Annotated in this window: 25 protein-coding genes and 1 riboswitch; of the genes, 13 read left to right on the top strand and 12 right to left on the bottom strand. The window is 68.7% G+C overall.

Translation table 11 applies throughout. The features are described from left to right. Nucleotides 1–36: 36 nt before the first annotated feature. The 3 genes from BA022_RS06265 to BA022_RS06255 all read left to right on the top strand — a co-directional run bounded on the left by BA022_RS06265 (nt 37) and on the right by BA022_RS06255 (nt 2,701). Nucleotides 37–489 carry a BON domain-containing protein gene (locus BA022_RS06265; protein ID WP_088888529.1) on the top strand — a complete coding sequence of 151 codons (453 nt, stop codon included), beginning with the start codon at nt 37–39 and terminating at the stop codon, nt 487–489. A 33-nt stretch (nt 490–522) separates the two neighbouring features. Next, nucleotides 523–1,770, top strand: coding sequence for a PLP-dependent transferase (locus BA022_RS06260; RefSeq protein ID WP_088886917.1), 1,248 nt, complete (start codon nt 523–525; stop codon nt 1,768–1,770). A gap of 94 nt (nt 1,771–1,864) precedes the next feature. Further along, nucleotides 1,865–2,701, top strand: coding sequence for a DUF2189 domain-containing protein (locus BA022_RS06255; RefSeq protein WP_088886916.1), 837 nt, complete (start codon nt 1,865–1,867; stop codon nt 2,699–2,701). A gap of 15 nt (nt 2,702–2,716) precedes the next feature. On the opposite strand, the gene BA022_RS06250 is transcribed toward BA022_RS06255, so the two are convergent. Continuing rightward, entirely contained in the window at nt 2,717–3,364 is a 648-nt protein-coding gene (locus BA022_RS06250; RefSeq protein ID WP_088886915.1) for an arylesterase, read from the bottom strand. Nucleotides 3,365–3,388: 24 nt separating this feature from the next. On the opposite strand from BA022_RS06250, the gene BA022_RS06245 reads away from it, so the two are divergent. Further along, nucleotides 3,389–4,117, top strand: a complete 729-nt coding sequence (locus BA022_RS06245) for an ABC transporter ATP-binding protein (protein ID WP_088886914.1) — start codon at nt 3,389–3,391, stop codon at nt 4,115–4,117. A gap of 110 nt (nt 4,118–4,227) precedes the next feature. Here the strand turns inward: BA022_RS06245 and sstT are convergent, their stop codons facing one another. Continuing rightward, nucleotides 4,228–5,448, bottom strand: coding sequence for a serine/threonine transporter SstT (gene sstT / locus BA022_RS06240; RefSeq protein WP_088886913.1), 1,221 nt, complete (start codon nt 5,446–5,448; stop codon nt 4,228–4,230). Between the two features lie 228 nt (nt 5,449–5,676). Between sstT and rlmB the strand changes: the two genes are divergently transcribed. Further along, nucleotides 5,677–6,423 carry a 23S rRNA (guanosine(2251)-2'-O)-methyltransferase RlmB gene (gene rlmB / locus BA022_RS06235; RefSeq protein ID WP_015913162.1) on the top strand — a complete coding sequence of 249 codons (747 nt, stop codon included), beginning with the start codon at nt 5,677–5,679 and terminating at the stop codon, nt 6,421–6,423. 20 nt (nt 6,424–6,443) lie between these two features. Here rlmB and BA022_RS06230 read toward each other — a convergent pair whose 3' ends face one another. The 4 genes from BA022_RS06230 to BA022_RS06215 are packed head-to-tail and all read right to left on the bottom strand — an operon-like array spanning nt 6,444 to nt 8,294. Further along, nucleotides 6,444–6,929, bottom strand: coding sequence for a VOC family protein (locus BA022_RS06230; protein ID WP_088886912.1), 486 nt, complete (start codon nt 6,927–6,929; stop codon nt 6,444–6,446). Between the two features lie 34 nt (nt 6,930–6,963). Next, entirely contained in the window at nt 6,964–7,410 is a 447-nt protein-coding gene (locus BA022_RS06225; RefSeq protein WP_088886911.1) for an SRPBCC family protein, read from the bottom strand. A 23-nt stretch (nt 7,411–7,433) separates the two neighbouring features. Beyond that, nucleotides 7,434–7,886 (bottom strand): VOC family protein, encoded by a 453-nt coding sequence (locus tag BA022_RS06220; RefSeq protein ID WP_088886910.1) that lies wholly within the window; start codon nt 7,884–7,886, stop codon nt 7,434–7,436. 54 nt (nt 7,887–7,940) lie between these two features. Next, on the bottom strand, nt 7,941–8,294 hold the full coding sequence (locus BA022_RS06215; RefSeq protein ID WP_011805472.1) for a DUF1428 domain-containing protein: 354 nt from the start codon (nt 8,292–8,294) through the stop codon (nt 7,941–7,943). 88 nt (nt 8,295–8,382) lie between these two features. Here BA022_RS06215 and BA022_RS06210 point away from each other — a divergent pair, with 88 nt between their 5' ends. From BA022_RS06210 to ribB, 3 genes are all read left to right on the top strand, one after another. After that, a complete protein-coding gene (locus tag BA022_RS06210) occupies nt 8,383–9,051 on the top strand; it encodes a TetR/AcrR family transcriptional regulator (protein ID WP_088886909.1) in 669 nt (222 codons plus the stop codon). Further along, complete coding sequence (locus tag BA022_RS06205; protein ID WP_088886908.1) at nt 9,048–9,830, top strand: SIR2 family NAD-dependent protein deacylase; 783 nt, start codon at nt 9,048–9,050, stop codon at nt 9,828–9,830. Before BA022_RS06210 ends, BA022_RS06205 begins: the two co-directional genes overlap by 4 nt. A gap of 3 nt (nt 9,831–9,833) precedes the next feature. Beyond that, a riboswitch (FMN riboswitch) is annotated at nt 9,834–10,023 on the top strand. Nucleotides 10,024–10,151: 128 nt separating this feature from the next. Then, nucleotides 10,152–10,823: a 3,4-dihydroxy-2-butanone-4-phosphate synthase gene (gene ribB / locus BA022_RS06200; RefSeq protein ID WP_088886907.1), complete on the top strand. Its 672-nt coding sequence runs from the start codon at nt 10,152–10,154 to the stop codon at nt 10,821–10,823. 7 nt (nt 10,824–10,830) lie between these two features. On the opposite strand, the gene BA022_RS06195 is transcribed toward ribB, so the two are convergent. Further along, a complete protein-coding gene (locus BA022_RS06195) occupies nt 10,831–11,433 on the bottom strand; it encodes a chromate transporter (RefSeq protein WP_011805468.1) in 603 nt (200 codons plus the stop codon). 7 nt (nt 11,434–11,440) lie between these two features. Further along, nucleotides 11,441–12,049 carry a chromate transporter gene (locus tag BA022_RS06190; RefSeq protein WP_088888528.1) on the bottom strand — a complete coding sequence of 203 codons (609 nt, stop codon included), beginning with the start codon at nt 12,047–12,049 and terminating at the stop codon, nt 11,441–11,443. Nucleotides 12,050–12,200: 151 nt separating this feature from the next. On the opposite strand from BA022_RS06190, the gene BA022_RS06185 reads away from it, so the two are divergent. The 3 genes from BA022_RS06185 (at nt 12,201) to BA022_RS06175 (ending at nt 14,115) form a co-directional block, all read left to right on the top strand. After that, on the top strand, nt 12,201–13,046 hold the full coding sequence (locus BA022_RS06185; protein WP_088886906.1) for a fumarylacetoacetate hydrolase family protein: 846 nt from the start codon (nt 12,201–12,203) through the stop codon (nt 13,044–13,046). 105 nt (nt 13,047–13,151) lie between these two features. Next, nucleotides 13,152–13,484: an SMR family transporter gene (locus BA022_RS06180; protein WP_088886905.1), complete on the top strand. Its 333-nt coding sequence runs from the start codon at nt 13,152–13,154 to the stop codon at nt 13,482–13,484. Nucleotides 13,485–13,554: 70 nt separating this feature from the next. Next, nucleotides 13,555–14,115 (top strand): ankyrin repeat domain-containing protein, encoded by a 561-nt coding sequence (locus BA022_RS06175; RefSeq protein WP_088886904.1) that lies wholly within the window; start codon nt 13,555–13,557, stop codon nt 14,113–14,115. Between the two features lie 123 nt (nt 14,116–14,238). Here BA022_RS06175 and BA022_RS06170 read toward each other — a convergent pair whose 3' ends face one another. Next, nucleotides 14,239–15,306 carry a sodium-dependent bicarbonate transport family permease gene (locus BA022_RS06170; protein ID WP_088886903.1) on the bottom strand — a complete coding sequence of 356 codons (1,068 nt, stop codon included), beginning with the start codon at nt 15,304–15,306 and terminating at the stop codon, nt 14,239–14,241. A gap of 95 nt (nt 15,307–15,401) precedes the next feature. On the opposite strand from BA022_RS06170, the gene BA022_RS06165 reads away from it, so the two are divergent. After that, complete coding sequence (locus tag BA022_RS06165; protein WP_015913175.1) at nt 15,402–16,301, top strand: LysR family transcriptional regulator; 900 nt, start codon at nt 15,402–15,404, stop codon at nt 16,299–16,301. A gap of 248 nt (nt 16,302–16,549) precedes the next feature. On the opposite strand, the gene BA022_RS06160 is transcribed toward BA022_RS06165, so the two are convergent. From BA022_RS06160 to BA022_RS06150, 3 genes are read right to left on the bottom strand one after another with little or no spacing between them, the layout of a single operon-like run. Continuing rightward, nucleotides 16,550–17,863 (bottom strand): type II toxin-antitoxin system HipA family toxin, encoded by a 1,314-nt coding sequence (locus BA022_RS06160; protein ID WP_088886902.1) that lies wholly within the window; start codon nt 17,861–17,863, stop codon nt 16,550–16,552. A gap of 12 nt (nt 17,864–17,875) precedes the next feature. Then, nucleotides 17,876–18,178: a helix-turn-helix transcriptional regulator gene (locus BA022_RS06155; protein ID WP_088886901.1), complete on the bottom strand. Its 303-nt coding sequence runs from the start codon at nt 18,176–18,178 to the stop codon at nt 17,876–17,878. A 51-nt stretch (nt 18,179–18,229) separates the two neighbouring features. Then, on the bottom strand, nt 18,230–19,183 hold the full coding sequence (locus BA022_RS06150; RefSeq protein ID WP_088886900.1) for a LysR family transcriptional regulator: 954 nt from the start codon (nt 19,181–19,183) through the stop codon (nt 18,230–18,232). 97 nt (nt 19,184–19,280) lie between these two features. On the opposite strand from BA022_RS06150, the gene BA022_RS06145 reads away from it, so the two are divergent. After that, nucleotides 19,281–20,636: a D-serine ammonia-lyase gene (locus BA022_RS06145; protein ID WP_088886899.1), complete on the top strand. Its 1,356-nt coding sequence runs from the start codon at nt 19,281–19,283 to the stop codon at nt 20,634–20,636. The last annotated feature ends 18 nt before the right edge of the window (nt 20,637–20,654 follow it).

Genomic DNA, 20,654 nt, shown 5'->3' with positions numbered 1-20,654 from the left:
CAGTGGACCGCGTACCCACTGGAAGGAGATATGCCCATGACACCCCCTCTTTTTCGAGCGTCGCGCTGGACCGTTTTCGCCGCTGCCGCTGCCCTGGCCGCCGGGCTGAGTGCTTGCAACAAGGCCGAGGAACCCACGGCCGGGCAACGCCTGGATTCCGCCATCAACAAGACCGAACAGGCGGCCCAGGATGCCAAGCAAAAAATGGAATCCGCGGCGCAGGAAGCCGGGCAGGCTTCACGCAACGCCACGGCCGACGCAGCTGCCCTAATGGACGATGCCGGCATCACCGCCAAGGTGAACGCGGGCCTGGCGCAAGACCCGGACCTCAGCGCCATCAAGATCGACGTGGACACCCGCGCGGGCGTCGTCACGCTCAATGGCCCCGTGAAAAGCGAGCAGGCCCGTGACCGCGCCAGCCAGATCGCGCAGGCCGTACCGGGCGTGACCTCGGTGGTCAACAACCTCACCATCTCCAGCGGCGGCTGAGCCTGGGCGGGGGACAGGCTCTACCATCGGCGCATGAAGCAGCCCTCAACACCCGACCTGTCCACCCGCCTCATTCACCACGAGTACACACCGCCGCAGGGTTTCCATGCCCCGCAGCCAGCGGTGCACAAGGCGTCCACCGTCATCTTCCCCAACGTCGCCGCGATGCGCGCGCGCGAGTGGAAGGACAAGAGCAGCTACACCTACGGGCTGCACGGCACGCCCACGACCTACCAGCTGGAAGAGCGCCTGGCCACGCTGGAAGGCGGGCTGCAGTGCCTGCTGGTGCCCAGCGGCCTGGCGGCCATTTCCACCGTATCGCTGGCGCTGCTGCGCCAGGGCGACGAGGTGCTGATCCCGGACAACGCCTATGGTCCCAACAAGGCACTGGCCGAGGTAGAGCTGCGCCACTACGGCATCCGCCACCGTATCTATGACCCCTTGGACCCGGCGGACCTCGCATCCAAGATCACCGACGCCACGCGGCTGGTGTGGCTGGAGGCGCCGGGCTCCGTCACGTTGGAGTTCCCCGACCTGGTGGAGCAGGTGCGCATCTGCCGCGCACGCGGCGTGGCTACGGTGCTGGACAACACCTGGGGCGCGGGCCTGGCTTTCGCACCCTTCGACCTGCTGGGCCATGGCGCAGGTGCCGAGGGCGCGCTGGGCGTGGACGTATCCCTTCATGCGCTCACCAAGTACCCCAGCGGCGGCGGCGATGTGCTGATGGGCAGCATCACCACCCGCGACGAGGGGCTGCACCTGCGCATCAAGCTCACGCACATGCGGCTCGGGCTCGGGGTGGGGGCGAACGATGTGGAAGCGGTCCTGCGGGCGCTGCCCAGCATGGCGCTGCGCTACCACGCGCACGATGCGGCCGCGCGCGACCTGGCCCGATGGATGGGCTTGCAGCCCGCGGTGGCCCAGGTGCTGCACCCGGCGCTGCCTGGATCGCCCGGCCATGCGCAGTGGAAGGCGCTGTGCGGCGCAGCCAATGGCGGGCAGGGCGCTGCCGCCGGCCTGTTCAGCGTGGTCATTGACGCACGCCATAGCCAGGCGCAAGTGGATGCCTTTTGCGACGACCTGCGCCTGTTCAAGCTGGGCTACAGCTGGGGCGGGCCGATGAGCCTCGTGGTGCCCTACGACCTGCCCAGCATGCGCACGGGCGCCACCGCGCATCTGCGGCCCGGCACCGTGGTGCGCTTCTCCGTGGGGCTGGAGGCCGTGGACGACCTGCGTGCCGACCTGGCGCAGGCGATGCACCAGGCTTTTGGAGCTGCCTGACGCGTTGGCGGCTGGCGCGGCGAGGGTGGTAGTTTCCTTGATGGTGGTCAGGCAGTCAGGTGGTTAAGGTGGCAGCAACGCCACTGCCGCAGCGATGCCGACCGCCATGTCTGATTCTTCCGCGCCAGTCACCTCCACGCCGGTGTCCGCACCGGTGACTCTCAACCCCTTGCGTTGGCCGGACCCGCTGCGTTGGCTCGTGCTGGGGGCGCGCGACATGATGGCCGCACCCGGCGTGGCGCTGTTCTACGGTACGTGGTTCTGGGGCATGGCACTCCTGCTGGGCTGGGTGTTCCAGGCGCGGCCGGAATACACCATGTCGTTTGCCAGCGGCTGCCTGCTGGTGGGCCCCTTCCTGGCCATGGGGCTGTACGACACCAGCCGCCGGCGCGAACAGGGATTGGCACCCGATCTGGGCGAATCGCTGACCTGTTGGGACCGCCACCTGGGCAGCATGGGCATGCTGGTACTCGTACTTGTGGTGCTGGAGCTGCTGTGGGGCCGCGCGTCGCTCGTGGTGTTTGCCGTGTTCTTCAACACCGGCATGCCGTCCACCACGGGGGTGGTGCAGGCGGTGTTCAACCCAGGCAACTGGCAGTTCGTCGCCGTGTACCTGCTGGTAGGCAGTGTGTTCGCGGCCCTGGTGTTCTCCAGCATGGTGGTGTCCATTCCGATGATTTTGGACCGCGACACCGATGCGCTCACGGCCGGCATTGCGAGCATGCGGGTGGTGGTGGAAAACCCCGGCGTGATGCTGATGTGGGGCCTGCTCATCACGGCGCTGGTGGCGTTGTCGCTGTTCGCCTGGGGCGCGGGCTTGCTGGTGGTGGGGCCGGTGCTGGGGCATGCCAGTTGGCATGCCTACCGCGCGGCGGTGGCGGCGCCCACTGCGCCCCTTGCGCCCGCGCAGGCGCCGCAAAGCGCCGGCTGATTCTCTGACGGTGGTTTACAGCAACGCGCGCAGCGCGGGCCACACGTTGTCCAGCATGCGCGGGTGCGCCTGGGCCGTGGGGTGGATGCGGTCGGGCTGGAACAGCGCCGTGGGATCGGGCCCATCGGCCACGCCCTTGAGCAATAAGGGCACGAGCGCTGCCTTGCGCTCCTGGGCCACGTTCTCGAAGACCTCGGCGAACTGCCGGGTGTAGTTGGCGCCGTAGTTAGGCGGCACCTGCACACCCACCAGCAGCACGCGCGCGCCCGCGGCCTGGGCCTGTTCGGTCATCCACGCCAGGTTGCCCTGGGTGCTGGCCAGCGGCAGGCCGCGCAAGGCGTCGTTGCCGCCGAGTTCGATCACCACATGCGTGGGCCGGTGCTGCTGGAGCAGTGCGGCCAGCCGCGCACGGCCGCCGGCGGTGGTGTCGCCGCTCACGCTGGCGTTGACCACCGTGGCGGGGATCTTCTCCTGCGCTAGCCGCTTGTCCAGCAGCGCCACCCAGCCGGTGCCGCGCGGCAGGCCGTATTCGGCGCTGAGCGAGTCGCCCACCACCAGGATCACGGGCGCGCGGGTGGGCTTCTTGCCACCGGACTGCGCAAGGGCGGGCGCCGCGCCCCACAGGGCCAGTGCGCCCGCCACGATAAAGTCACGCCGAACCATATGCTTCACTGCCGAGAACCTTTCATGTCCGAAACCTCCGCCGCCGCGGCCCCTGCCGCCTCCAACGAACGCATGCCGCCCGAATCCATCATCGCGGTGGAGCATGTGTCCAAGTCCGTCACGGACTCCACGGGTACGCTGGAGATTTTGCGGGATATCGATTTCCGCCTGGCGCCGCGGGAGACTGCGGCCATCGTGGGCGCCTCGGGCTCCGGCAAGAGCACGCTGCTGTCCATCATCGCCGGGCTGGACACACCCACGCGCGGCACGGTGCGGCTGGGTGGGCAGGACCTGTTCGCACTGGACGAGGACGACCGCGCCGCACTGCGCGCGCGGCAGGTGGGCTTCGTGTTCCAGAGCTTTCAGCTCATGGGTAACCTCACGGCGCTGGAGAACGTGATGCTGCCGCTGGAGTTGGCGGGCATTCGCGATGCACGCCGCCGCGCGACCGACATGCTGGAGCGCGTCGGCCTGGGCCAGCGCCTGACGCACTATCCCAAGGTGCTGTCGGGCGGCGAGCAGCAGCGCGTGGCGCTGGCACGCGCCTTCGTGGTGGAGCCCGCCGTGCTGCTGGCCGACGAGCCCACGGGCAGCCTGGACTTCGCCACGGGAGAGACCATCATGGAACTGATGCTGGCCCTCAACCGCGAGCAGGGCACCACGCTGGTGCTGGTCACGCACGACCGCGGCATTGCCGCGCGCTGCGACCGGCGCATCACCATTGAGGCCGGACGGCTGGTCGATAACTCCTGAAAGAATAGCTGCCAGCGCTTGATGCTAGCTGGTTTTCAATGAATTCCATCTTGAAATCGATGCGCAGCAAGCGCTGTCAGCTCTCGTATCGATAGCGGGCTGGTGGTGAATCAGACCTGTGCCTTGCGCTCCTGTGCCAGGCAGGCGGCGGCGGTGAAGATCACGTCGGTGGAGGAATTCAGCGCCGTCTCGGCCGAATCCTGCAGGATGCCAATGATGAAGCCGATGGCCACCACCTGCATCGCCACGTCGTTGCCGATGCCGAACAGGCTGCACGCCAGCGGAATCAAGAGCAGCGAGCCGCCGGCCACGCCCGATGCGCCGCAGGCGCACAGCGACGCAACCACGCACAGCAGCAGCGCGGTCGGCAGGTCTACCTGGACGCCCAGGGTGTTGGCCGCGGCCAGCGACAGCACGCTGATGGTGATGGCCGCGCCGGCCATGTTGATGGTGGCGCCCAGCGGAATGGCGATGCTGTAGGTGTCCTCGTTCAGGTGCAGGCGCTTGGCCAGGGCCAGGTTGATCGGGATGTTGGCGGCAGAGCTGCGCGTGAAGAACGCCGTTACGCCGCTCTCGCGCAGGCACATCAGCACCAGCGGATAGGGGTTGCGGCGGATCGCCACGTACACGATCAGCGGGTTGACCACCAGCGCCACGAACAGCATGCAGCCCAGCAGCACGGCCAGCAGTTGGGCATAACCCCACAGCGCCTGCGCGCCGGCTTCCGCAAAGGTGCTGGCAACCAGGCCCAGGATACCCAGGGGCGCCAGGCGGATCACCAACTGGATCACCTGCGTCACGGCCGCGGCGCCGTCCTGCAGCATGGCGCGCGTGCCCGCGCTGGCGTGGCGCAGCGCCAGGCCCAGCGCAATGGCCCAGGCCAGGATGCCGATGTAGTTGGCCTCCAGCAGCGCCTTGACCGGGTTTTCGACCACGCTCTTGAGCACGTTCATCAGCACCTCGGACACCGACCCCGGCCCCGCGGCGGCCTGTGCGGGCGCCTGCAGCGTGAGCGTGCTGGGAAACCACATGCTGGCCACCACACCCACGGTGGCCGCGGCCAGCGTGCCCACCGCGTACAGCACCAGCACCGGGCGGATGTGCGTGGTCTCGCCCGGTGTGTGGTTGCTGATGGCGGCCATCACCAGCACGAACACCAGCACCGGCGCCACCGCCTTCAGGGCCGAGATGAACAACGAGCCAAGTATGGCCAAGTGGGGCGTTGCGGCGGGCCATACAGCCGCCAGCACAATGCCGATGACCACGGCGATGGCGATCTGGGTGACCAGGCTCGTGCGCTGCACCCAGCGCAACAGGGGAGAGAGGATCATGATCTGAACAGAAGGAGGGCCTGAGCCGCTGCGCAGGCCGCGCAGCGCGGCGCCTTGTGGCAGGCGCGGCCGCCACAGGGACGGCCATGAAGGCGGTCAGGCAAGCGGCGCCGCTTGTGGCAGCGGCCCGTTTGTCAAGGGAAGAAACGCGGATTTTAGCGGCTGCCCGGCGGTGGCCTGCGCCGCGCCACGGTGCCAGTGGGGTCGCTGGCGGGATAATCGCCACCCATGTCCTCCCCCAAAGTCCTCTTCGGCTTTCACGCCGTGGGCGTGCGCCTGAAGACCGCGCCGCAAAGCATCATCGAGATCTATTACGAGCCCACGCGCCGCGACGCGCGCATGCGCCAGTTCCTGGAGCGCGCACGCGAGGCGGGGGCGCGCCTGATCGAAGCCGACGGCCTGCGCCTGGCCAAGCTGGCCGGCAGCCATGGCCACCAGGGCGTGGCTGCGCGGGTCGAGGCCGTGGCGCAGGTGCGCACGCTGGACGAGCTGCTGGACGAGCTGGAGGCCCGTGGCGTGAAAAATCCGCTGCTGCTGGTGCTGGACGGCGTGACCGACCCGCACAACCTGGGCGCCTGCTTGCGCGTGGCCGATGGCGCGGGCGCGCATGCGGTGATCGCCCCCAAGGACCATGCGGTGGGCATCAACGCCACCGTGGCCAAGGTGGCCAGCGGCGCGGCCGAGACGGTGCCGTACTTCATGGTCACGAACCTGGCGCGCACGCTGAACGAGCTCAAGGAGCGCAACATCTGGGTCATCGGCACCAGTGGCGATGCCGACAAGACGCTGTACCAGGTGGACCTGAAAGGCCCGGTCGCCCTGGTGCTGGGCGCCGAGGGCCCGGGCATGCGCCAACTCACGCGCAAGACCTGCGACGAACTGGTGGGCATCCCCATGCAGGGCGCTGTCGAGAGCCTGAACGTGTCGGTGGCCAGCGCGGTGTGCCTGTACGAGGCGCTGCGCCAGCGCGCCTGAACGCGGAAGGCGCCCGGCCCCTAGCCGCGGCGCGCCGCCTCGATGGCGGCAATGTCGATCTTGCGCATCTGCATCATCGCGTCGAAAGCGCGCTTGGCGGCGGCGCGGTCGGGGTCGGTCACCGCGCGGGTCAGGGCCACGGGCGTGATCTGCCAGGACAGGCCCCATCGGTCCTTGCACCAGCCGCAGTCGCTTTCCTGGCCGCCGTTGTTCACGATGGCATTCCAGTAGCGGTCGGTTTCTGCCTGGTCGGCGGTCGCCACCTGGAACGAGAAAGCCTCGCTGTGCTTGAAGGCCGGGCCGCCGTTGAGCCCCAGGCAGGGGATGCCCAGCACCGTGAACTCGACCATCAGCACATCGCCCTCTTGGCCTGACGGAAAGTCCCCCGGCGCGCGGTGCAGCGCGCTCACGGATGAGTCGGGAAAGGTTTTCGCGTAGAACCGCGCGGCTTCTTCGGCAGTGCCGTCGAACCACAGGCAGACGGTGTTTTTGGCGGGTTGCGTCATGGGGTGCTCCTGCTGAGTCGGGACTGCTGGGCCTTTAACCCGGGATGTCGGGCTCCACCAGCGCGGCCAGCTGGGTGAGAGATTCCTGCCAGCCCAGGTAGCACATTTCCAGCGGAATGGCCTGCGGAATGCCGGCCTGGGTGATGCTCAGCTCGGTGCCGCAGCTCACGGGCGTGAGCCGGACGGTGACCTCCAGCGTGCCGGGCAGGTTCGGGTCGTCGAACCGGTCGGTGTAGCGGATGAGCTCCCCCGGCACCAGCTCCAGGTATTCGCCGCTGAAGGCGTGCGACTGGCCCGAGCCGAAGTTGTGGAACGACATGCGGAAGGTACCTCCCACGCGGGCGTCGAGTTCTTGCACCCTGCAGGTAAAGCCGTGGGGTGGCAGCCATTTGGCCATGGCGTCGCTCTCCAGGAAGGCGCGATACAGCTTGTGCGGCGTGGTGCGCAGCACCCGGTGCAGACGAACGGTGCGGTCGGACATATGGCCTCCTTGGGTGTGGGGCATCAGGCCTGTGCCGCCACGTTGACCATCCACGGCGTGCCGAAGCGGTCGCGCGCCATGCCGAAGCCGGGTGACCAGAAGGTCGCGGCAAATGGCATGACGGTCTCGCCGCCGGCGCTGAGCGCATCGAACAGGCGGCGCCCCTCGGCCGCGTCGGCGGCCTGGATCGACACCCACAGGCCCTGCGGCAGTTGGTAGCCGCCACCACAGGCATTCGGGTCCTGCCCGGGAATGGCCGGCATGGCGTCCGATCCCATCAACGACTGGTCCTTGATCTGCAGCTGCGCATGCATGATGCGGCTCTTGGCTGCCTCGGGCAGCGGGGGCATGTTTTCGGAGGGAGGTATCTCCCCAAAGGTGCTCTGGTGGACGATGGTGCCGCCGAACAGCTTGGCGTAGAAGGCAAATGCCTCGGCACAGTTGCCGTCGAAGTTGAGGTAGGGCGTGAACTGCATGGTGTCTCCTTGGGGTGGTTTAAGTGGAGTAGAAGGGGAAGAGGTGCGCGCCGTTTACGCGTGTACCAGCACGCGAAACCCGCCATAAATCACACGCTGGCCATCGAAAGGCATGTCCTTGGGGCAGAGCGGGTCGTCCATGACGGCCTGCATGCCGGCATCGCGTACCGCGCGCGAGGGCCACACGACCCAGGAAAAGACCACGGTCTCGTCGTCCTTGCGCTGCACGGCCAGGGGCATGGAGGTGAGCTTGCCCTCGGGCACGTCGTCGCCCCAGCATTCCACGATCTCCAGGGCGCCGTGCTTCTTGAAGATCTGCGCGGCCTCGCTGGCGTGCTGGCGAAAGGTCTCCTTGTTGGCAGTGGGGACGGCAAGCACGAAGCCGTCGATGTAGCTGTCGGGTTCCATGGCGCAACTCCTTTGTGGACAATGTACACTTGCAGTGTATTCGGGCTGCGTCGATAAATGTGGACGGTGTATCTGTAAAAACTCGTAAATGCCGAATGAAGACCTGAGCCCCGCGCGTGCCACGTACCGCCATGGGGATTTGAAGCGCGCGCTGCTGGACGCCGGTGTGGCGCTGGCGCGCGAAGGCGGCCCTGCCGCGGTAGTGCTGCGCGAAGCCACGCGCCGTGCCGGTGTGGTGCCCAATGCGGCGTACCGGCATTTTCAGAACCACCAGGCGCTGCTGGAAGCCGTGCGCGCGGTGGCGCTGTCGGAACTGGCGCGCGCGATCGAGGCCGAGATCCATGCCACGCGCCGGCTGCGCGATCCGCGCCAGCGTGCACGCGCCGCGTTCCGCGGCGTGGGCTTGGGCTATCTGCGCTTTGCGCGGCACGAGCCGGGCCTGTTCCGCACCGCTTTCGTGGCGCGGCCCTTTGATGTGGACGAGCGCGCGCCGGACGATGGTGCGGCGCGCGGGGCCAGCGGCATGGATCCGTTCGAACTGCTGGGGCACACACTCGACGGCATGGTGCAGGCCGGTCTGCTGCCACCCGCACGCCGCCCGGGCGCCGAGTTCATGGCCTGGTCCGCCGTGCATGGCATGGCGATGCTGATGCTGGACGGCCCTTTGCGCGGCCTGGACGAGGCTGGCTGCCAGGCGCTGGCCGAGCGACTGGTCGCCATGGTCGAGCAGGGCCTGCTGGCCGAGGCCGCGGCATGACGGACGATGCCGGAACGTCCGGTCCCGGCACCCCGCTGGACGAGGTGCGGGCGTGGGTGCGCGATGCGCGCCGCATCGCGGTGCTGACAGGCGCAGGCATCAGCGCCGAGTCGGGCGTCCCCACGTTCCGGGATGCGCAGACGGGCTATTGGGCGCAGTTCAACCCCATGGAGATGGCCAGCGAGACCGGCTTCAGGGCCCAGCCCGCGCGGGTGTGGGACTGGTACGCCCACCGCCGCGGCTTGCTCGCGGGCGTGCAGCCCAACGCGGGCCACAGGGCGCTGGCGGCGTTTGCGCAGCACAGGCGCGGGCGGCTGACGCTCATCACCCAGAACGTGGACGGCCTGCACCAGCGCGCCGGCAGCCCGGATGTGCTGTGCCTGCATGGTGACCTGACGGCCGACCGCTGGCTCGACCGTCCGCGTGCCTGCTGCGATCTGGCCCACGCCGCGCCCGGCCACCCGCCGCGCTGTCCCACCTGCGGCAACCTGGTACGCCCTGGCGTGGTCTGGTTCGGCGAGGCCTTGCCGCTGCCGGTGCTGGCCGCGGCGCAGCAGGCGGCGCAGTCCTGCGAGCTGATGCTGGTGGTGGGCACCGCGGGCGCCGTGTACCCGGCCGCAGGGCTGGCGCACCAGGCGCGCCATGCCGGTGCGCGCGTGGTGGTGGTCAACACCGCGGCCAGCGAGCTGGACGGTATCGCCCACGCCGTGCTGCGTGGTTCGGCGGCGCGTTTGCTGCCATTGCTGCTGGACGGGCCGCCGATGGTTGAGGCGCCATAATCGGCAGGTCTTCAGGGCGGGGTGGAATTCCCCACCGGCGGTAGGCGGCGCATGGAGGTTTTCTTGCACCGCGAGCCCGCGAGCGCCCCGGTTGCCATCAGTGCAATCGGGGGTCAGCAGACCCGGTGCGGGGCGGCGCAGGCCACTCCCAGTCCGGGGCCGACGGTCATAGTCCGGATGAAAGAAGACGTGCCGCGACCGGGACCCAGCGCCCTGGGCGCGGCCGTGTGCTTCGCGCGTGCCGGCCCCCGGGCCCATGGCGCGCGTGGGTGCTTCTTGCATGCCTTGAGGCGTTTCTTCATTTCAACCGAGGAGCGTTTCATGTCTTTTCCCGCCACTTTCTTGTCCGCCCCTGGCGATCTCCCACAGGAGGTCACGCTCGCGCCCATGCCCGCGGTGATCGCCGCGATCGCGGCCGGCCGCCCGGTGCTGGTGCTCGATGACGCCGACCGCGAAAACGAGGCCGACCTGGTCTGCGCTGCCGCCAACATGACCGAGGCCACCATGGCACTCATGATCCGTGAGGGCAGCGGCATCGTTTGCCTGTGCCTGACGCCCGCGCATGCCAAGGCGCTGGGGTTGCGGCCCATGGTGGAGGTGAACCGCTCGGCGTTCTCCACCGCGTTCACCCAGTCCATCGAGGCCGCGCATGGCGTGAGTACCGGCGTGTCGGCGGCCGACCGCCTACAGACCGTGCGATGCGCCCTGCGCATTCCGGCGCCGGGGTGCGCGCCCGAGGTCGTAAGCCCGGGCCACGTGTTCCCACTGGTGGCACGCGCGGGCGGGGTGCTGGAGCGTGACGGCCATACCGAGTCGGCCGTGGACCTGGCCGTGTTGGCCGGCCTGCCGCCTGCGGGCGTGCTGTGCGAGCTCATGAACCCCGACGGCAGCATGGCGCGCGGCGCACAGGTGGCCCGCTTTGCCCGTGCGCATGGCTTGCTGTGCACCACGGTGCGGGCGCTGGCGGACTACCGTCGCGCGCGCCAGCCCTGACACCGCCCTAGACCCAGCCGAACGCGCCCAGCAACGCCCCCGCGCCCAGCAGCCATAACAGGTGGATGCGCGTGCGCCACACCAGCAGGGTGGTGGCCGCGCTCAGCAGCCACAGTGGCCAGTCTTGCGCGGGCTCGCCATGGGCGCTGCCCAGCACCCAGGCCGTGGCCAGCAGCAGACCGATCACCAGTGGTGCCATGCCTTGCTTGAAGGCGCGCACCGAGCGGCGTTCGCGGTTGCGGTGTGCCCAGCGCGTGGCGGCCCAGGTCAGCAGGCTGCTGGGCAGCAGCACCCCCAGCATGCAGACCGCCACGCCCACCGCGCCGAAGGCCCAGGCCGCATGCGTGCCGGTGCCGGCCGCGTTCAGGCCCACGTTCCAGCCCAGCAGGGCGATGAACAGTACGTTGGGCCCGGGAGCCGACTGTGCGATGACGATGGAGGTGTTGAACTGCACCTCGGTCAGCCAACCCTGGCGCTCCACCAGGAAGCGGTGCATGTCCGGTGCGGTGGCGATGGCGCCGCCCACGGCCAGCAGCGACAGCGACAGGTAGTACAGGAACAGGTTCAGCCAGTCCAGCGGCTGCAGGTGCAAGGTCAGCGGTGCGGCCATGGCTGCGTCAGTGCCCCGCGGAAGCGAGCTTGCGCCAGGTGAGGGCGCAGGCCGCGCCGCCCACCACGGGCAGCACCCAGGCCAGCGGCAGGCGCAGCACGCTCATGGCGACGAAGGTGGCGGCCGCGATCGCGCCGCAGGCCCAGGGCCCCAGCGGATGCTTGCGCAGCGACGCGGCCAGGCGGCAGCCCACGCCCGCCACCAGGCCTGCGGCCACGGCGCCCATGCCGCGCAGAGCGCCTGCCACCATGGGCTGGTCGGCAAAGCCGGCGTAGACCACGGCCAGCACCACCACCAGCAGCATGGGCAGCAACAGCATGCCCGCCACGGCCACCAGCGCGCCGCGCAGGCCGAAGTAGCGGTCGCCCACCATGATGGACAGGTTCACCACATTCGGGCCCGGCAGGATCTGCGCGGCGGCCCAGTCCTCGACGAACTGCTCGTTGCTCATCCAGCGGCGGCGTTCGACCAGCTCGCGCTGCACCACGGCCAGCACGCCGCCAAAGCCCTGCAGCGCCAGCCAGGTGAAGGCCCAGAACAGCTCCCGCAGGCTGTGCGGGCGTGGGTGGTCGTCCTCGGCGGTTCTGGCGGGCGATTCGGGGATGTGAGGGTGCATGGCGGGGCGGCGAAGCTGCGCATCGTACGCGTGGCGCGCGGCGGCCGTGCCGGCCTCGCCATCGTCAAACGCGATGCGGCCATCAGTCGATGCGATGGATGAACGGGATGGCGTGCATAAGATCGTCCCGATCAAACCCACGGAGACACCCATGAAACTCGTCCGCCACGGACAACCCGGCGCGGAGCGCGCCGGCCTGATCGACGCCCAGGGCGTGCTGCGCGACCTGTCCATGCTGCTGCCGGACATCGGCCCCACGCAGCTGGCGCCGCGCACGTTGGCCGCGCTGGCCGCCATCGACGCCGCGCGCCTGCCCGCGGTGGAGCCCGGCACACGCCTGGGCTGCCCCGTGGGCGGTGTCGGCAAGATCGTCTGCGTGGGCCTGAACTACGCCGACCATGCGGCCGAGGCCGGCTTGCCCGCGCCGGCAGAGCCCGTGCTGTTCATGAAGGCGACCAGCGCGCTCAGCGGCCCCACGGACGCCGTGCGCATCCCGCCCGGCGCGCTCAAGACCGACTGGGAGGTGGAGCTGGGCATCGTCATCGGCACGCGCATGCAGCAGGTGGCCGAGGCCGATGCGCTGGCCCATGTGGCCGGCTACGTGCTGGCCAACGACGTGTCCGAGCGCAGCTACCAGATGGAGCGTGGCGGGCAGTGGGACAAGGGCAAAGGCTGCGACACCTTCGCGCCCGTGGGCCCCTGGCTGGTGACCACCGACGAGATTCCCGACCCGCACGCCATCGGGCTGTGGCTGGAGGTGAACGGCCAGCGCATGCAGGACGGCCACACGCGCAATTTCATCTTCGGCGTGCCCCGGGTGCTGGCCTACATCAGCCAGTTCATGACGCTGGAGCCGGGCGATCTGGTGCTCACCGGCACGCCCGCCGGCGTGGGCCTGGGACAGAAGCCCACGCCGCGTTTCTTGCGCGCGGGCGACGTGATGCGGCTGGGCGCGACGGGGCTGGGCGAGCAGCGGCTGGTCTGCACGGGCGGGTAGGGTGTAGCGTGGGAATTTCAAGCCAAATATGCCTGGAGCGCTTTCCCATCAAGCGCGAGCAGCTATCATTTTGATAAATCTCGCACGCACCGCATTTTCTTACCCATGCATCCGTACCTTCTGCTCGGCATCTCCATCGTGGCGGAGGTGGTGGCCACCTCGGCGCTCAAGTCCTCGCAGGGGCTCACGCGGCTGGGGCCCAGCGCGCTGGCGGTGCTGGGCTACTGCGTGGCGTTCTACCTCGTCTCCAAGGTGATGAACCACATGGCCACGGGCGTGGTGTACGCCGTGTGGTCGGGGCTGGGCATCGTGCTGATCTCGCTGGTCGGCTGGCTGCTCTATGGGCAGAAGCTGGACCTGCCGGCCGTCGTCGGCATGGCCATGATCGTGGGCGGCGTGCTGGTGATCCAGCTGCTCTCCAAGGTCACGGGGCATTGACCCGTGCGGCCTGTCAAGCTATCGAAGCCATAGCGCAAATGCGCGGCGGGGCAGGGTGCCCGTTCCTACAATGGCTCACACCTCGACGCTGGAGAACCCCATGACCGCCACGCCCGAACGCCCCGCCCTGGACGAAGCCACCCTGGCCTTTGCCGAGAAGGTGTTCGACGCCGCGCGCCAGGGCGACGCCGCGCGTCTGGCGCTGTGGCTGGACAACGGCCTGCCGCCCGACCTGCGCAATGCCCAGGGCGACAGCCTGCTGATGCTGGCCAGCTACCACGGCCATGCTGAGGCCGCGCGGCTGTTGCTGGCGCGCGGAGCCGATGCGGGGCTGGTGAACGGCCGCGGGCAGACGCCGCTGGCCGGCGCCGCCTTCAAGGGCGACGTGGACATGGTGCGCCTGCTGCTGGACGGTGGTGCGGCCGTGGACGGGCCTTCGCCCGATGGCCGTACGCCGCTGATGTTCGCCGCCCTGTTCAACCACCCGGCCGTGGTGGAACTGCTGCTGTCACGCGGCGCCAACCCGCGCGCGGCCGACCTGCAAGGCAACACCGCCTTGGGCTGCGCCCGCGCGATGAAAGCCGACGCGGCAGCCGCCCTGCTGCGCTCGGCAGGTGCCGAAATTTTTTGAGTAAAAAGACGAGCTGGCGCGGGTTGGATAAGCGGTTGAAGCTATTTATTGATAGCAAGATGGGTGGCGTATGCCCGGCAGCGGATGCCACCGCCGGGGCAATGCGCTTTGGTGCCCAAGCCGTTAACCACCCCACAACTGCAACACCACCTGCGTATACAGCGGGATGCCCAGCAGGATGTTGAGCGGAAACGTCACACCCAGCGACAGGCTGACGTACAGCGAAGGATCTGCCTCGGGTATCGCATAGCGCACCACGGCGGGCACGGCGATGTACGACGCACTGGCGGCCAGCACCATCAGCAGCACGGCGTCGCCCGCGGGAACCTGGGCAAGCCACGCCAGGCCGACCGCCACGCTGGCATGCACCAGCGGACCCCACACAGCATAGGCCAACAGCCAGGGCGACTGTTTGCGCACGGCGGGCAGATTGCGCGCGGCAGACAGGCCCATGTCCAGCAGGAACAGGCAGAGCATGCCCTTGAACAGGTCACCCGAAAACGGCTGCATGGCGGCCTTGCCTGCGTCGCCCGTGACGAGGCCGATGAGCATGGCGCCCAGCAACAGCAGTTGGGTGCCATCGGTGAACGATTCGCGCAGGATCGTCCCCACCGACAAGGCCGGACCGGCCTTGCCCGCTGGGGTGGGGCCCGCGGCACCCAGCCCGCCGGGGCCGGCCAGGGCCGCGGCGCCTGAAGGAGAAACGGCCATCACGGGCGCAGCATGGGCTGCGGGCACCGCCTGGCGCTGGCGCAGCGCATTGGCCAGCATCACGGCCAGGAGGATGGCGGGCGACTCCATCAGCGCCATGGCCGCGGCCATGTAGCCGCCGTAGGAGATGGATTGCGATTCCAGGTACTGCGTGGCGGTCACGAATGTCACTGCGCTGACCGATCCGTACGTGGCCGCCACGGCCGCCGCGTTGAAGCCCGACAGCACCCGCCGCAGCAGCGCGTAACCCACCAGGGGCACCACCACGGCCAGCAGCACCGCCAGCCCTAGGCTGCTGGCCACGCTGGCCGTGAAGCCCGAGGCCGCCAGCGCAAAGCCGCCCTTCAGGCCCAGCGCCGTGAGCAGGTAAATCGACAAGAACTTCGAGATGGCCGCAGGCATCTCCAGGTTGGACCGCACCAGGCCCGCAAACGCGCCCAGTGCAAAAAAAAGGACCGCAGGGTCCAGCAAACTTTGCATTCTTCAACTCCACATGGGTGATGGGAGGCGATGCTAGAGAGGGCAGGGGGCAAAGTAAAATCGATTCGAATGCGGTTATATATAGATAAAAATCTATGAATATCACTTTTCGCCAACTGCGCCTGTTTCTTGCGCTGGCCGAGACCGGCAGCGTGAGCGCCGCCGCCAAGCTCATGCACGTGACCCAGCCCACGGCTTCGATGCAGTTGCGCGAGGTAGCGCAAGCGGTGGGCGTGCCGCTGTACGAGGTGGTGTCGCGCCGCGTGTACCTGACCGAGGCGGGCCAGGCCCTGGCCCGCACCGCCCGCGCCATCGCCAGCGAGTGGGATGCGTTTGAGCAGGGCATTTCGGGCGCCAAGGGCCTGACCAGCGGCCGGCTCAAGGTGGCGGTGGTGAGCACCGCCAAGTACTTCGTTCCCCGTCTGCTGGGCAGCTTTTGCAAGTTGCACCCACAGATCGACATTTCGCTGGAAGTTCTCAACCGCGACCATGTCATCACCCGTCTGCGTGCCAACCAGGACGACCTTTACGTGATGTCCATGCCGCCGGGCGATTTGCCGCTGGAGGACCACGTGCTCATGCCCAACCCGCTGGTGGTCATCGCTCCCGCGGGGCACCGGCTGGCCGCCAAGAAACGGGTGGCCTTGCCGCAGTTGCAGAGCGAGCGGTTCATCCTGCGCGAGAAAGGCTCAGGCACACGAATGGCGACGGACGCCCATCTGCGCCAGTTGGGCTTTGCGCCCGCTGCGGTACTGGAGCTGGGCAGCAACGAGGCCATCAAGGAGTCGGTGCAAGGGCAGCTGGGCGTTTCCATCGTTTCGCGGCACGCGCTGGGTCCGCACCTCGATGGCTTGGCCATTCTGAACGTGCAGGGTTTTCCCATCCAATCGCAGTGGCACCTGGTCTGGCCCAAGGGCAAGCGGCTGTCGCCTATTGCCGAAGTGTTTCGCGGGCATTTGATGGATGAGGCTGCTGGATGGATGCAGAGCCGCTGAGGGACCGCGGCGGGGCTTGGCTTATCCCTTGGCCAATGAAGGCGCGGTCGCCGCCGCCTCATGGCTGTGACTGACGATGGCCAGACTCGGGGCAGGCACCGGTTTGCACGTCCATCTAGGCAGCACCCTGTGGCAAAGGCTGTCGGGCAACGGGCTGCTGCGCCGGCTCCTGCGCGTGCGGGGCGTGGCCTCACAGGCTTTTCACCGACGGGGGTGGGTGCCGCACCCGGCTGGACCGGGCCCGACTGTTATGGGTGCGTGAGTGCGATGCCACCCGCCAGCCGCGCCTGCACGGTGCGCTGCAGCGTGGAGGGGGCGTCAGCGAGCAGTGCGGGCCAGTCGGCCTGCGCGCGGCGTACCACGTCCCGCAGCAGTGCCAGGTGGCGCGGTATGCGCAACAGGCCGGCGGTCTTGATGAGAGCCTGCAGTGCGTCCCAGTCCAGTGCGCGCATGCTGCGGTCGATGGCGCGATTCACCGCGTACTGGTGTTCGGTCGCTCCCTCGAAGAACGCAGCCACGCACACCGGGTCGTACAGCGGCGCCAGGCGCGGCGTGTGCCCGTCGGGGTAGACCAGGGCCCAGTTCTTCAGGTGCGCGTCGGTGTTGCCCATGAGGATGAACGCCACCATGCGCGCCAGGAACTCGCGGGTGTCTTGCACCGGCTGGTCGCTCAGGCGATCGACCACGCGCAGCATGGTGGCCCAGTCCTGCAACAGGCCCTTGCCGTACTTCTGGCGCGGCGCGTAGCCCAGGGCCTGGTTGAACTCCTCCATGTGCACGCGGGTGCCGTCGGCCAGATGGTCGAAGCGTTGCACGGCCAGGATGTCGTCGAACGGCACGGCCTCGGGCAGCTCCGCCTCGGCGCGGGTGATGATGCGCGCCTGGGCGCAATGCAGGCCCAGGCTACCGGCCAGCTGGTAGCAGGTGAACTCGTTGGCCACCAGGTCCGGGTGGGCGGTGGTGGGTAGCTTGAGGATCACACTGCCGGCGGCGCCGCGGCGCTTGACAAGGTAGCGGCGCCCGTCCTGCACGGCACTGAACTTGGTGACCACACCGGGCAGTGAGGCGGCGTCTTCCACCGGGTATTCGACAAACCCGGGCTCCAGCACGTCCAGGCCCTGCGTGGTGTGCCAGTAGCGCACCACGTCGGGCACGCCCTCCTGGGCGGGCACGGGTTCGACCTCCAGCGCGCCCATCAGGTCGTGGCCGGCGGCGGCCAGCAGCTCGAATTCGTCGTCGGGCGCGCAGCCGCGTTCGCGCGCCAGGCGGTCGCGGTTGTGGCCCTCGGGCAGCAGGTTCTGGAAGTACGCCGGCCAACGTCCGTCGGTGCGCACCAAGCGGGCGTCACGCGCCGAGCGCAGGATCTGCTGCGTGTCCGCCTCGTTCGCGCCGCGGTAGCTCAGCGACAGGGTGGGGCGCTGCGGGTCGGCGATGTAGTCCTCATCGAAGGACACGCGCAGGATGTCGCCGTACTGGGACAGGTAGCCGATGCCGCGCCGCCCGCCCCCCTGCGCTGCAGGGCGGTGCAGGTACAGGCGCAGGTAGCGGATAGCGGTGCTCATCGTGCGTCTTGATCAGCGACCCAGGCTCTCCACCACCGAGGGAGGCGCGTCCGCTCCCGAGGGCTGACCCAGGAATTTGCCCCCCGACTGGATGAAGGCCTGCAGCGCGGGGCTCAACTCGGCCGGCACGGCGATCAGTTCCATGCCGAGCACGCGGGCCATCTCGGCCAGGGTGGAAAAGCGCGGGTCCACGTCCCCCGTCTCGGTGCGTTGCACGGCCATGCGCGACAGGCCGGCTTGTGCGGCCAGGTCGGCCTGCGTGATGCGCCGGGCTTTGCGCACCTCTGCCAATGTGGTGATCAACGAATGCGTCATGCCATCCTTTATACGCTTTTTTATTAAAAAGCGCTTTGTAAGTTTCTTTTTTCAAGCGGGACACGGCAGCAGAGCCCCGCGCAACTCCGCAAAGCGCTGTGCCTGCAGCGCCAGCCATTCCTTGACCAGCAGCATCGGCGGGCTGGGATGCGCCGTGGTGACGAAAGAGTACGACGCCCGCGAGCGCACGCTGCACCCGAACAGCGGCACCAGCCGCCCGTGCTGTACGTCTTCCAGCACGAGGGCCGCGCGCCCCATGGCAATGCCTTGGCCCGCCAGGGCGGCACTCAGCGCCAATTGCGACAGGTTGAACTGCTGCCCGGCGCCACAGGCGGGCGGCGCTGTGTCCGTGCAGGCGCACCAGTGTTGCCATTCCTCGAATGGGTCGGCACCCTCCCAGGCACTGCTGTCGTGCAGCAGCCATTCACCGCGCAATTGCGAGGGTGACTGCAGGTCAGGATGGGCGGCCAGGAAGGCGGGGCTGGCCACGGGAATCAGCCACTCATCCAGGAACACGCTGGCGCGCAGGTCGGTGTAGCCGCCCAGGTCGAAGCGCACTGCCGCCTCGACCCCGTCGCGCACCATGCGGGTGCGGTCCAGCCGGTGGAACTCGCCAAACACGCGCAGGCCCACGTCCGGGTGCTCACGAAAGAAATCCCCCAGCCGCGGCGTGAGCCATTGCATGGCAAACGAGGGGGAGCAGCTCAGCGTGGCCACCGGCGTATCGTCGGTCACACGCATCTGCGACAGGGCGTCCTCGATGGCGCCGAAGCTCTCACGCAGCACCACGGCCAGCCACTTGCCCTCGGGCGTGGGCATGAGGGTGCGGGGCGTGCGCACGAAGAGGGGGCGCCCCAGCCAGGTTTCCAGCTGCTTGACCTGCTGGCTCACCGCGCCCTGGGTGATGCACAGCTCCGCCGCCGCGCGCGTGAAGCTGCCGTGGCGTGCGGCCGCTTCAAAGCAGCGCAGCCACGCGAGCAGGGAAGGAAAAAGCCGTGAATTCATTATTCAAACTAATGCACTCGTCAATATAAATGAGTTGTATCGGTGCCGGGGCGTGCCAAGAATGCCGTCTATATCCACCTTCCACCGACCGCAGCCCATGCCCTCCGTTGTTTCCCCACAGGACCGCTTGCAGGACGACACTCCGGCCGCACAGCTGCGCCGCGCCGAGCCCTGCCTATGGCTCAACCCGCACAGGCAGCCCATACCCGCCGCACGGCAGGCCGTGGCCGGTGATCACATTAGTCTGGATGATACGGAGAAGGCAGCGGCACGCTTCGCGCGCTTTGCGCCGCTGCTAGAGGGCGTGTTCCCCGAGTTGCAGGCGACGGGTGGCGTGATCGAGTCGCCCCTGTTACCCGCATCCAGCCTGCATGCCGCGGCGGGGCTGGCCGCGGGCCAGGGCGCGCTGTGGATCAAGGCGGACCACCGGTTGCCCGTGGCCGGGTCCATCAAGGCACGCGGAGGCATCCATGAAGTGCTGGAGCTGGCCGAGCGCCTGGCACTGCAGCACGGCCTGCTGACGCCGCGGTCCGGTGCCGACGACTACCGCGCCCTGGCAAACCCCGCTGCGCGCGCCGTGTTTGCGCGCTACACCGTGGCCGTAGGCTCCACGGGCAACCTGGGCCTGAGCATCGGTGTGGCGGCATCGGCGCTGGGCTTTCGTGCCGTGGTGCACATGTCGGCCGATGCCAAGGAATGGAAGAAACAACGCCTGCGCCAACGCGGCGTGCAGGTGGTGGAGCACGCGGGTGACTACGAGGGCGCCGTGGCCGCGGGCCGCGCGCAGGCGGCTCAGGACCCATTCAGCCATTTCGTGGACGACGAACGCTCGCTGTCGCTGCTGCTGGGCTACAGCGCCGCGGCGCTGCACCTGCGCCAGCAGTTGCGGGATGCCGGCATCGCCGTGGATGCGCAGCACCCGCTGTTCGTCTACTTGCCCTGCGGGGTGGGGGGGGCGCCGGCGGGCATCACCTTCGGCCTGCGGCACGTGCTGGGGGCGCATGTGCACTGCTTTTTCGCGGAGCCCGTGCAGTCGCCGTGTTTCATGGTGCAAATGATGGCCGGACAGGGCGCACACCCCTCGGTGTACGACTGGGGCCTCACCAACCGGACGGAAGCCGACGGCCTGGCCGTGCCACGCGCGTCCCTGCCCGCGGCCGAGCTGATGGAGCCGTTGCTGGCGGGCTGCTTCACCGTGTGCGACGACACCCTGTTTCGCCAATTGGTACAGGTGCTGGATGCCACGGGCGAGCGCATCGAGCCGTCCGCAGCGGCGGGCCTGAGCGGCCCCGGTTTCCTGACGGGCACCGAGACGGGCCGCACCTGGCTGCACGCGCAAGGGCTGTGGCCCCACCTGGCGCAGGCCACGCACCTGGTGTGGACCACCGGCGGGCTGTACGTGCCGCCCGAGGCCTACGCGCGCTTCGAGGAACGTGGCCGGGCCCTGGGTTGACGCGCCTTCGCCGAGTCC

The organism is Diaphorobacter nitroreducens, assembly GCF_002214645.1.
Lineage (GTDB): Bacteria > Pseudomonadota > Gammaproteobacteria > Burkholderiales > Burkholderiaceae_C > Diaphorobacter > Diaphorobacter nitroreducens.
Note: the sequence above shows the minus strand (reverse complement) of the source record. Positions and strands in the feature narration are given on the sequence as shown.

Excerpts from the sequence above, each read along its gene's own strand:
- BA022_RS06185 (WP_088886906.1), top strand. The coding sequence starts at position 12,201 with ATGAAACTCGTCCGCCACGGACAACCCGGCGCGGAGCGCGCCGGCCTG.
- BA022_RS06190 (WP_088888528.1), bottom strand. The coding sequence starts at position 12,049 with ATGCACCCTCACATCCCCGAATCGCCCGCCAGAACCGCCGAGGACGAC.
- BA022_RS06180 (WP_088886905.1), top strand. The coding sequence starts at position 13,152 with ATGCATCCGTACCTTCTGCTCGGCATCTCCATCGTGGCGGAGGTGGTG.
- BA022_RS06195 (WP_011805468.1), bottom strand. The coding sequence starts at position 11,433 with ATGGCCGCACCGCTGACCTTGCACCTGCAGCCGCTGGACTGGCTGAAC.
- BA022_RS06215 (WP_011805472.1), bottom strand. The coding sequence starts at position 8,294 with ATGGAACCCGACAGCTACATCGACGGCTTCGTGCTTGCCGTCCCCACT.
- BA022_RS06155 (WP_088886901.1), bottom strand. The coding sequence starts at position 18,178 with ATGACGCATTCGTTGATCACCACATTGGCAGAGGTGCGCAAAGCCCGG.
- BA022_RS06265 (WP_088888529.1), top strand. The coding sequence starts at position 37 with ATGACACCCCCTCTTTTTCGAGCGTCGCGCTGGACCGTTTTCGCCGCT.
- BA022_RS06165 (WP_015913175.1), top strand. The coding sequence starts at position 15,402 with ATGAATATCACTTTTCGCCAACTGCGCCTGTTTCTTGCGCTGGCCGAG.
- BA022_RS06230 (WP_088886912.1), bottom strand. The coding sequence starts at position 6,929 with ATGACGCAACCCGCCAAAAACACCGTCTGCCTGTGGTTCGACGGCACT.
- BA022_RS06225 (WP_088886911.1), bottom strand. The coding sequence starts at position 7,410 with ATGTCCGACCGCACCGTTCGTCTGCACCGGGTGCTGCGCACCACGCCG.
- BA022_RS06220 (WP_088886910.1), bottom strand. The coding sequence starts at position 7,886 with ATGCAGTTCACGCCCTACCTCAACTTCGACGGCAACTGTGCCGAGGCA.
- BA022_RS06150 (WP_088886900.1), bottom strand. The coding sequence starts at position 19,183 with ATGAATTCACGGCTTTTTCCTTCCCTGCTCGCGTGGCTGCGCTGCTTT.
- BA022_RS06210 (WP_088886909.1), top strand. The coding sequence starts at position 8,383 with ATGCCGAATGAAGACCTGAGCCCCGCGCGTGCCACGTACCGCCATGGG.
- BA022_RS06245 (WP_088886914.1), top strand. The coding sequence starts at position 3,389 with ATGTCCGAAACCTCCGCCGCCGCGGCCCCTGCCGCCTCCAACGAACGC.
- BA022_RS06260 (WP_088886917.1), top strand. The coding sequence starts at position 523 with ATGAAGCAGCCCTCAACACCCGACCTGTCCACCCGCCTCATTCACCAC.
- BA022_RS06205 (WP_088886908.1), top strand. The coding sequence starts at position 9,048 with ATGACGGACGATGCCGGAACGTCCGGTCCCGGCACCCCGCTGGACGAG.
- BA022_RS06250 (WP_088886915.1), bottom strand. The coding sequence starts at position 3,364 with ATGGTTCGGCGTGACTTTATCGTGGCGGGCGCACTGGCCCTGTGGGGC.
- BA022_RS06170 (WP_088886903.1), bottom strand. The coding sequence starts at position 15,306 with ATGCAAAGTTTGCTGGACCCTGCGGTCCTTTTTTTTGCACTGGGCGCG.
- BA022_RS06255 (WP_088886916.1), top strand. The coding sequence starts at position 1,865 with ATGCCGACCGCCATGTCTGATTCTTCCGCGCCAGTCACCTCCACGCCG.
- BA022_RS06145 (WP_088886899.1), top strand. The coding sequence starts at position 19,281 with ATGCCCTCCGTTGTTTCCCCACAGGACCGCTTGCAGGACGACACTCCG.
- BA022_RS06175 (WP_088886904.1), top strand. The coding sequence starts at position 13,555 with ATGGCTCACACCTCGACGCTGGAGAACCCCATGACCGCCACGCCCGAA.
- rlmB (WP_015913162.1), top strand. The coding sequence starts at position 5,677 with ATGTCCTCCCCCAAAGTCCTCTTCGGCTTTCACGCCGTGGGCGTGCGC.
- sstT (WP_088886913.1), bottom strand. The coding sequence starts at position 5,448 with ATGATCCTCTCTCCCCTGTTGCGCTGGGTGCAGCGCACGAGCCTGGTC.
- BA022_RS06160 (WP_088886902.1), bottom strand. The coding sequence starts at position 17,863 with ATGAGCACCGCTATCCGCTACCTGCGCCTGTACCTGCACCGCCCTGCA.
- ribB (WP_088886907.1), top strand. The coding sequence starts at position 10,152 with ATGTCTTTTCCCGCCACTTTCTTGTCCGCCCCTGGCGATCTCCCACAG.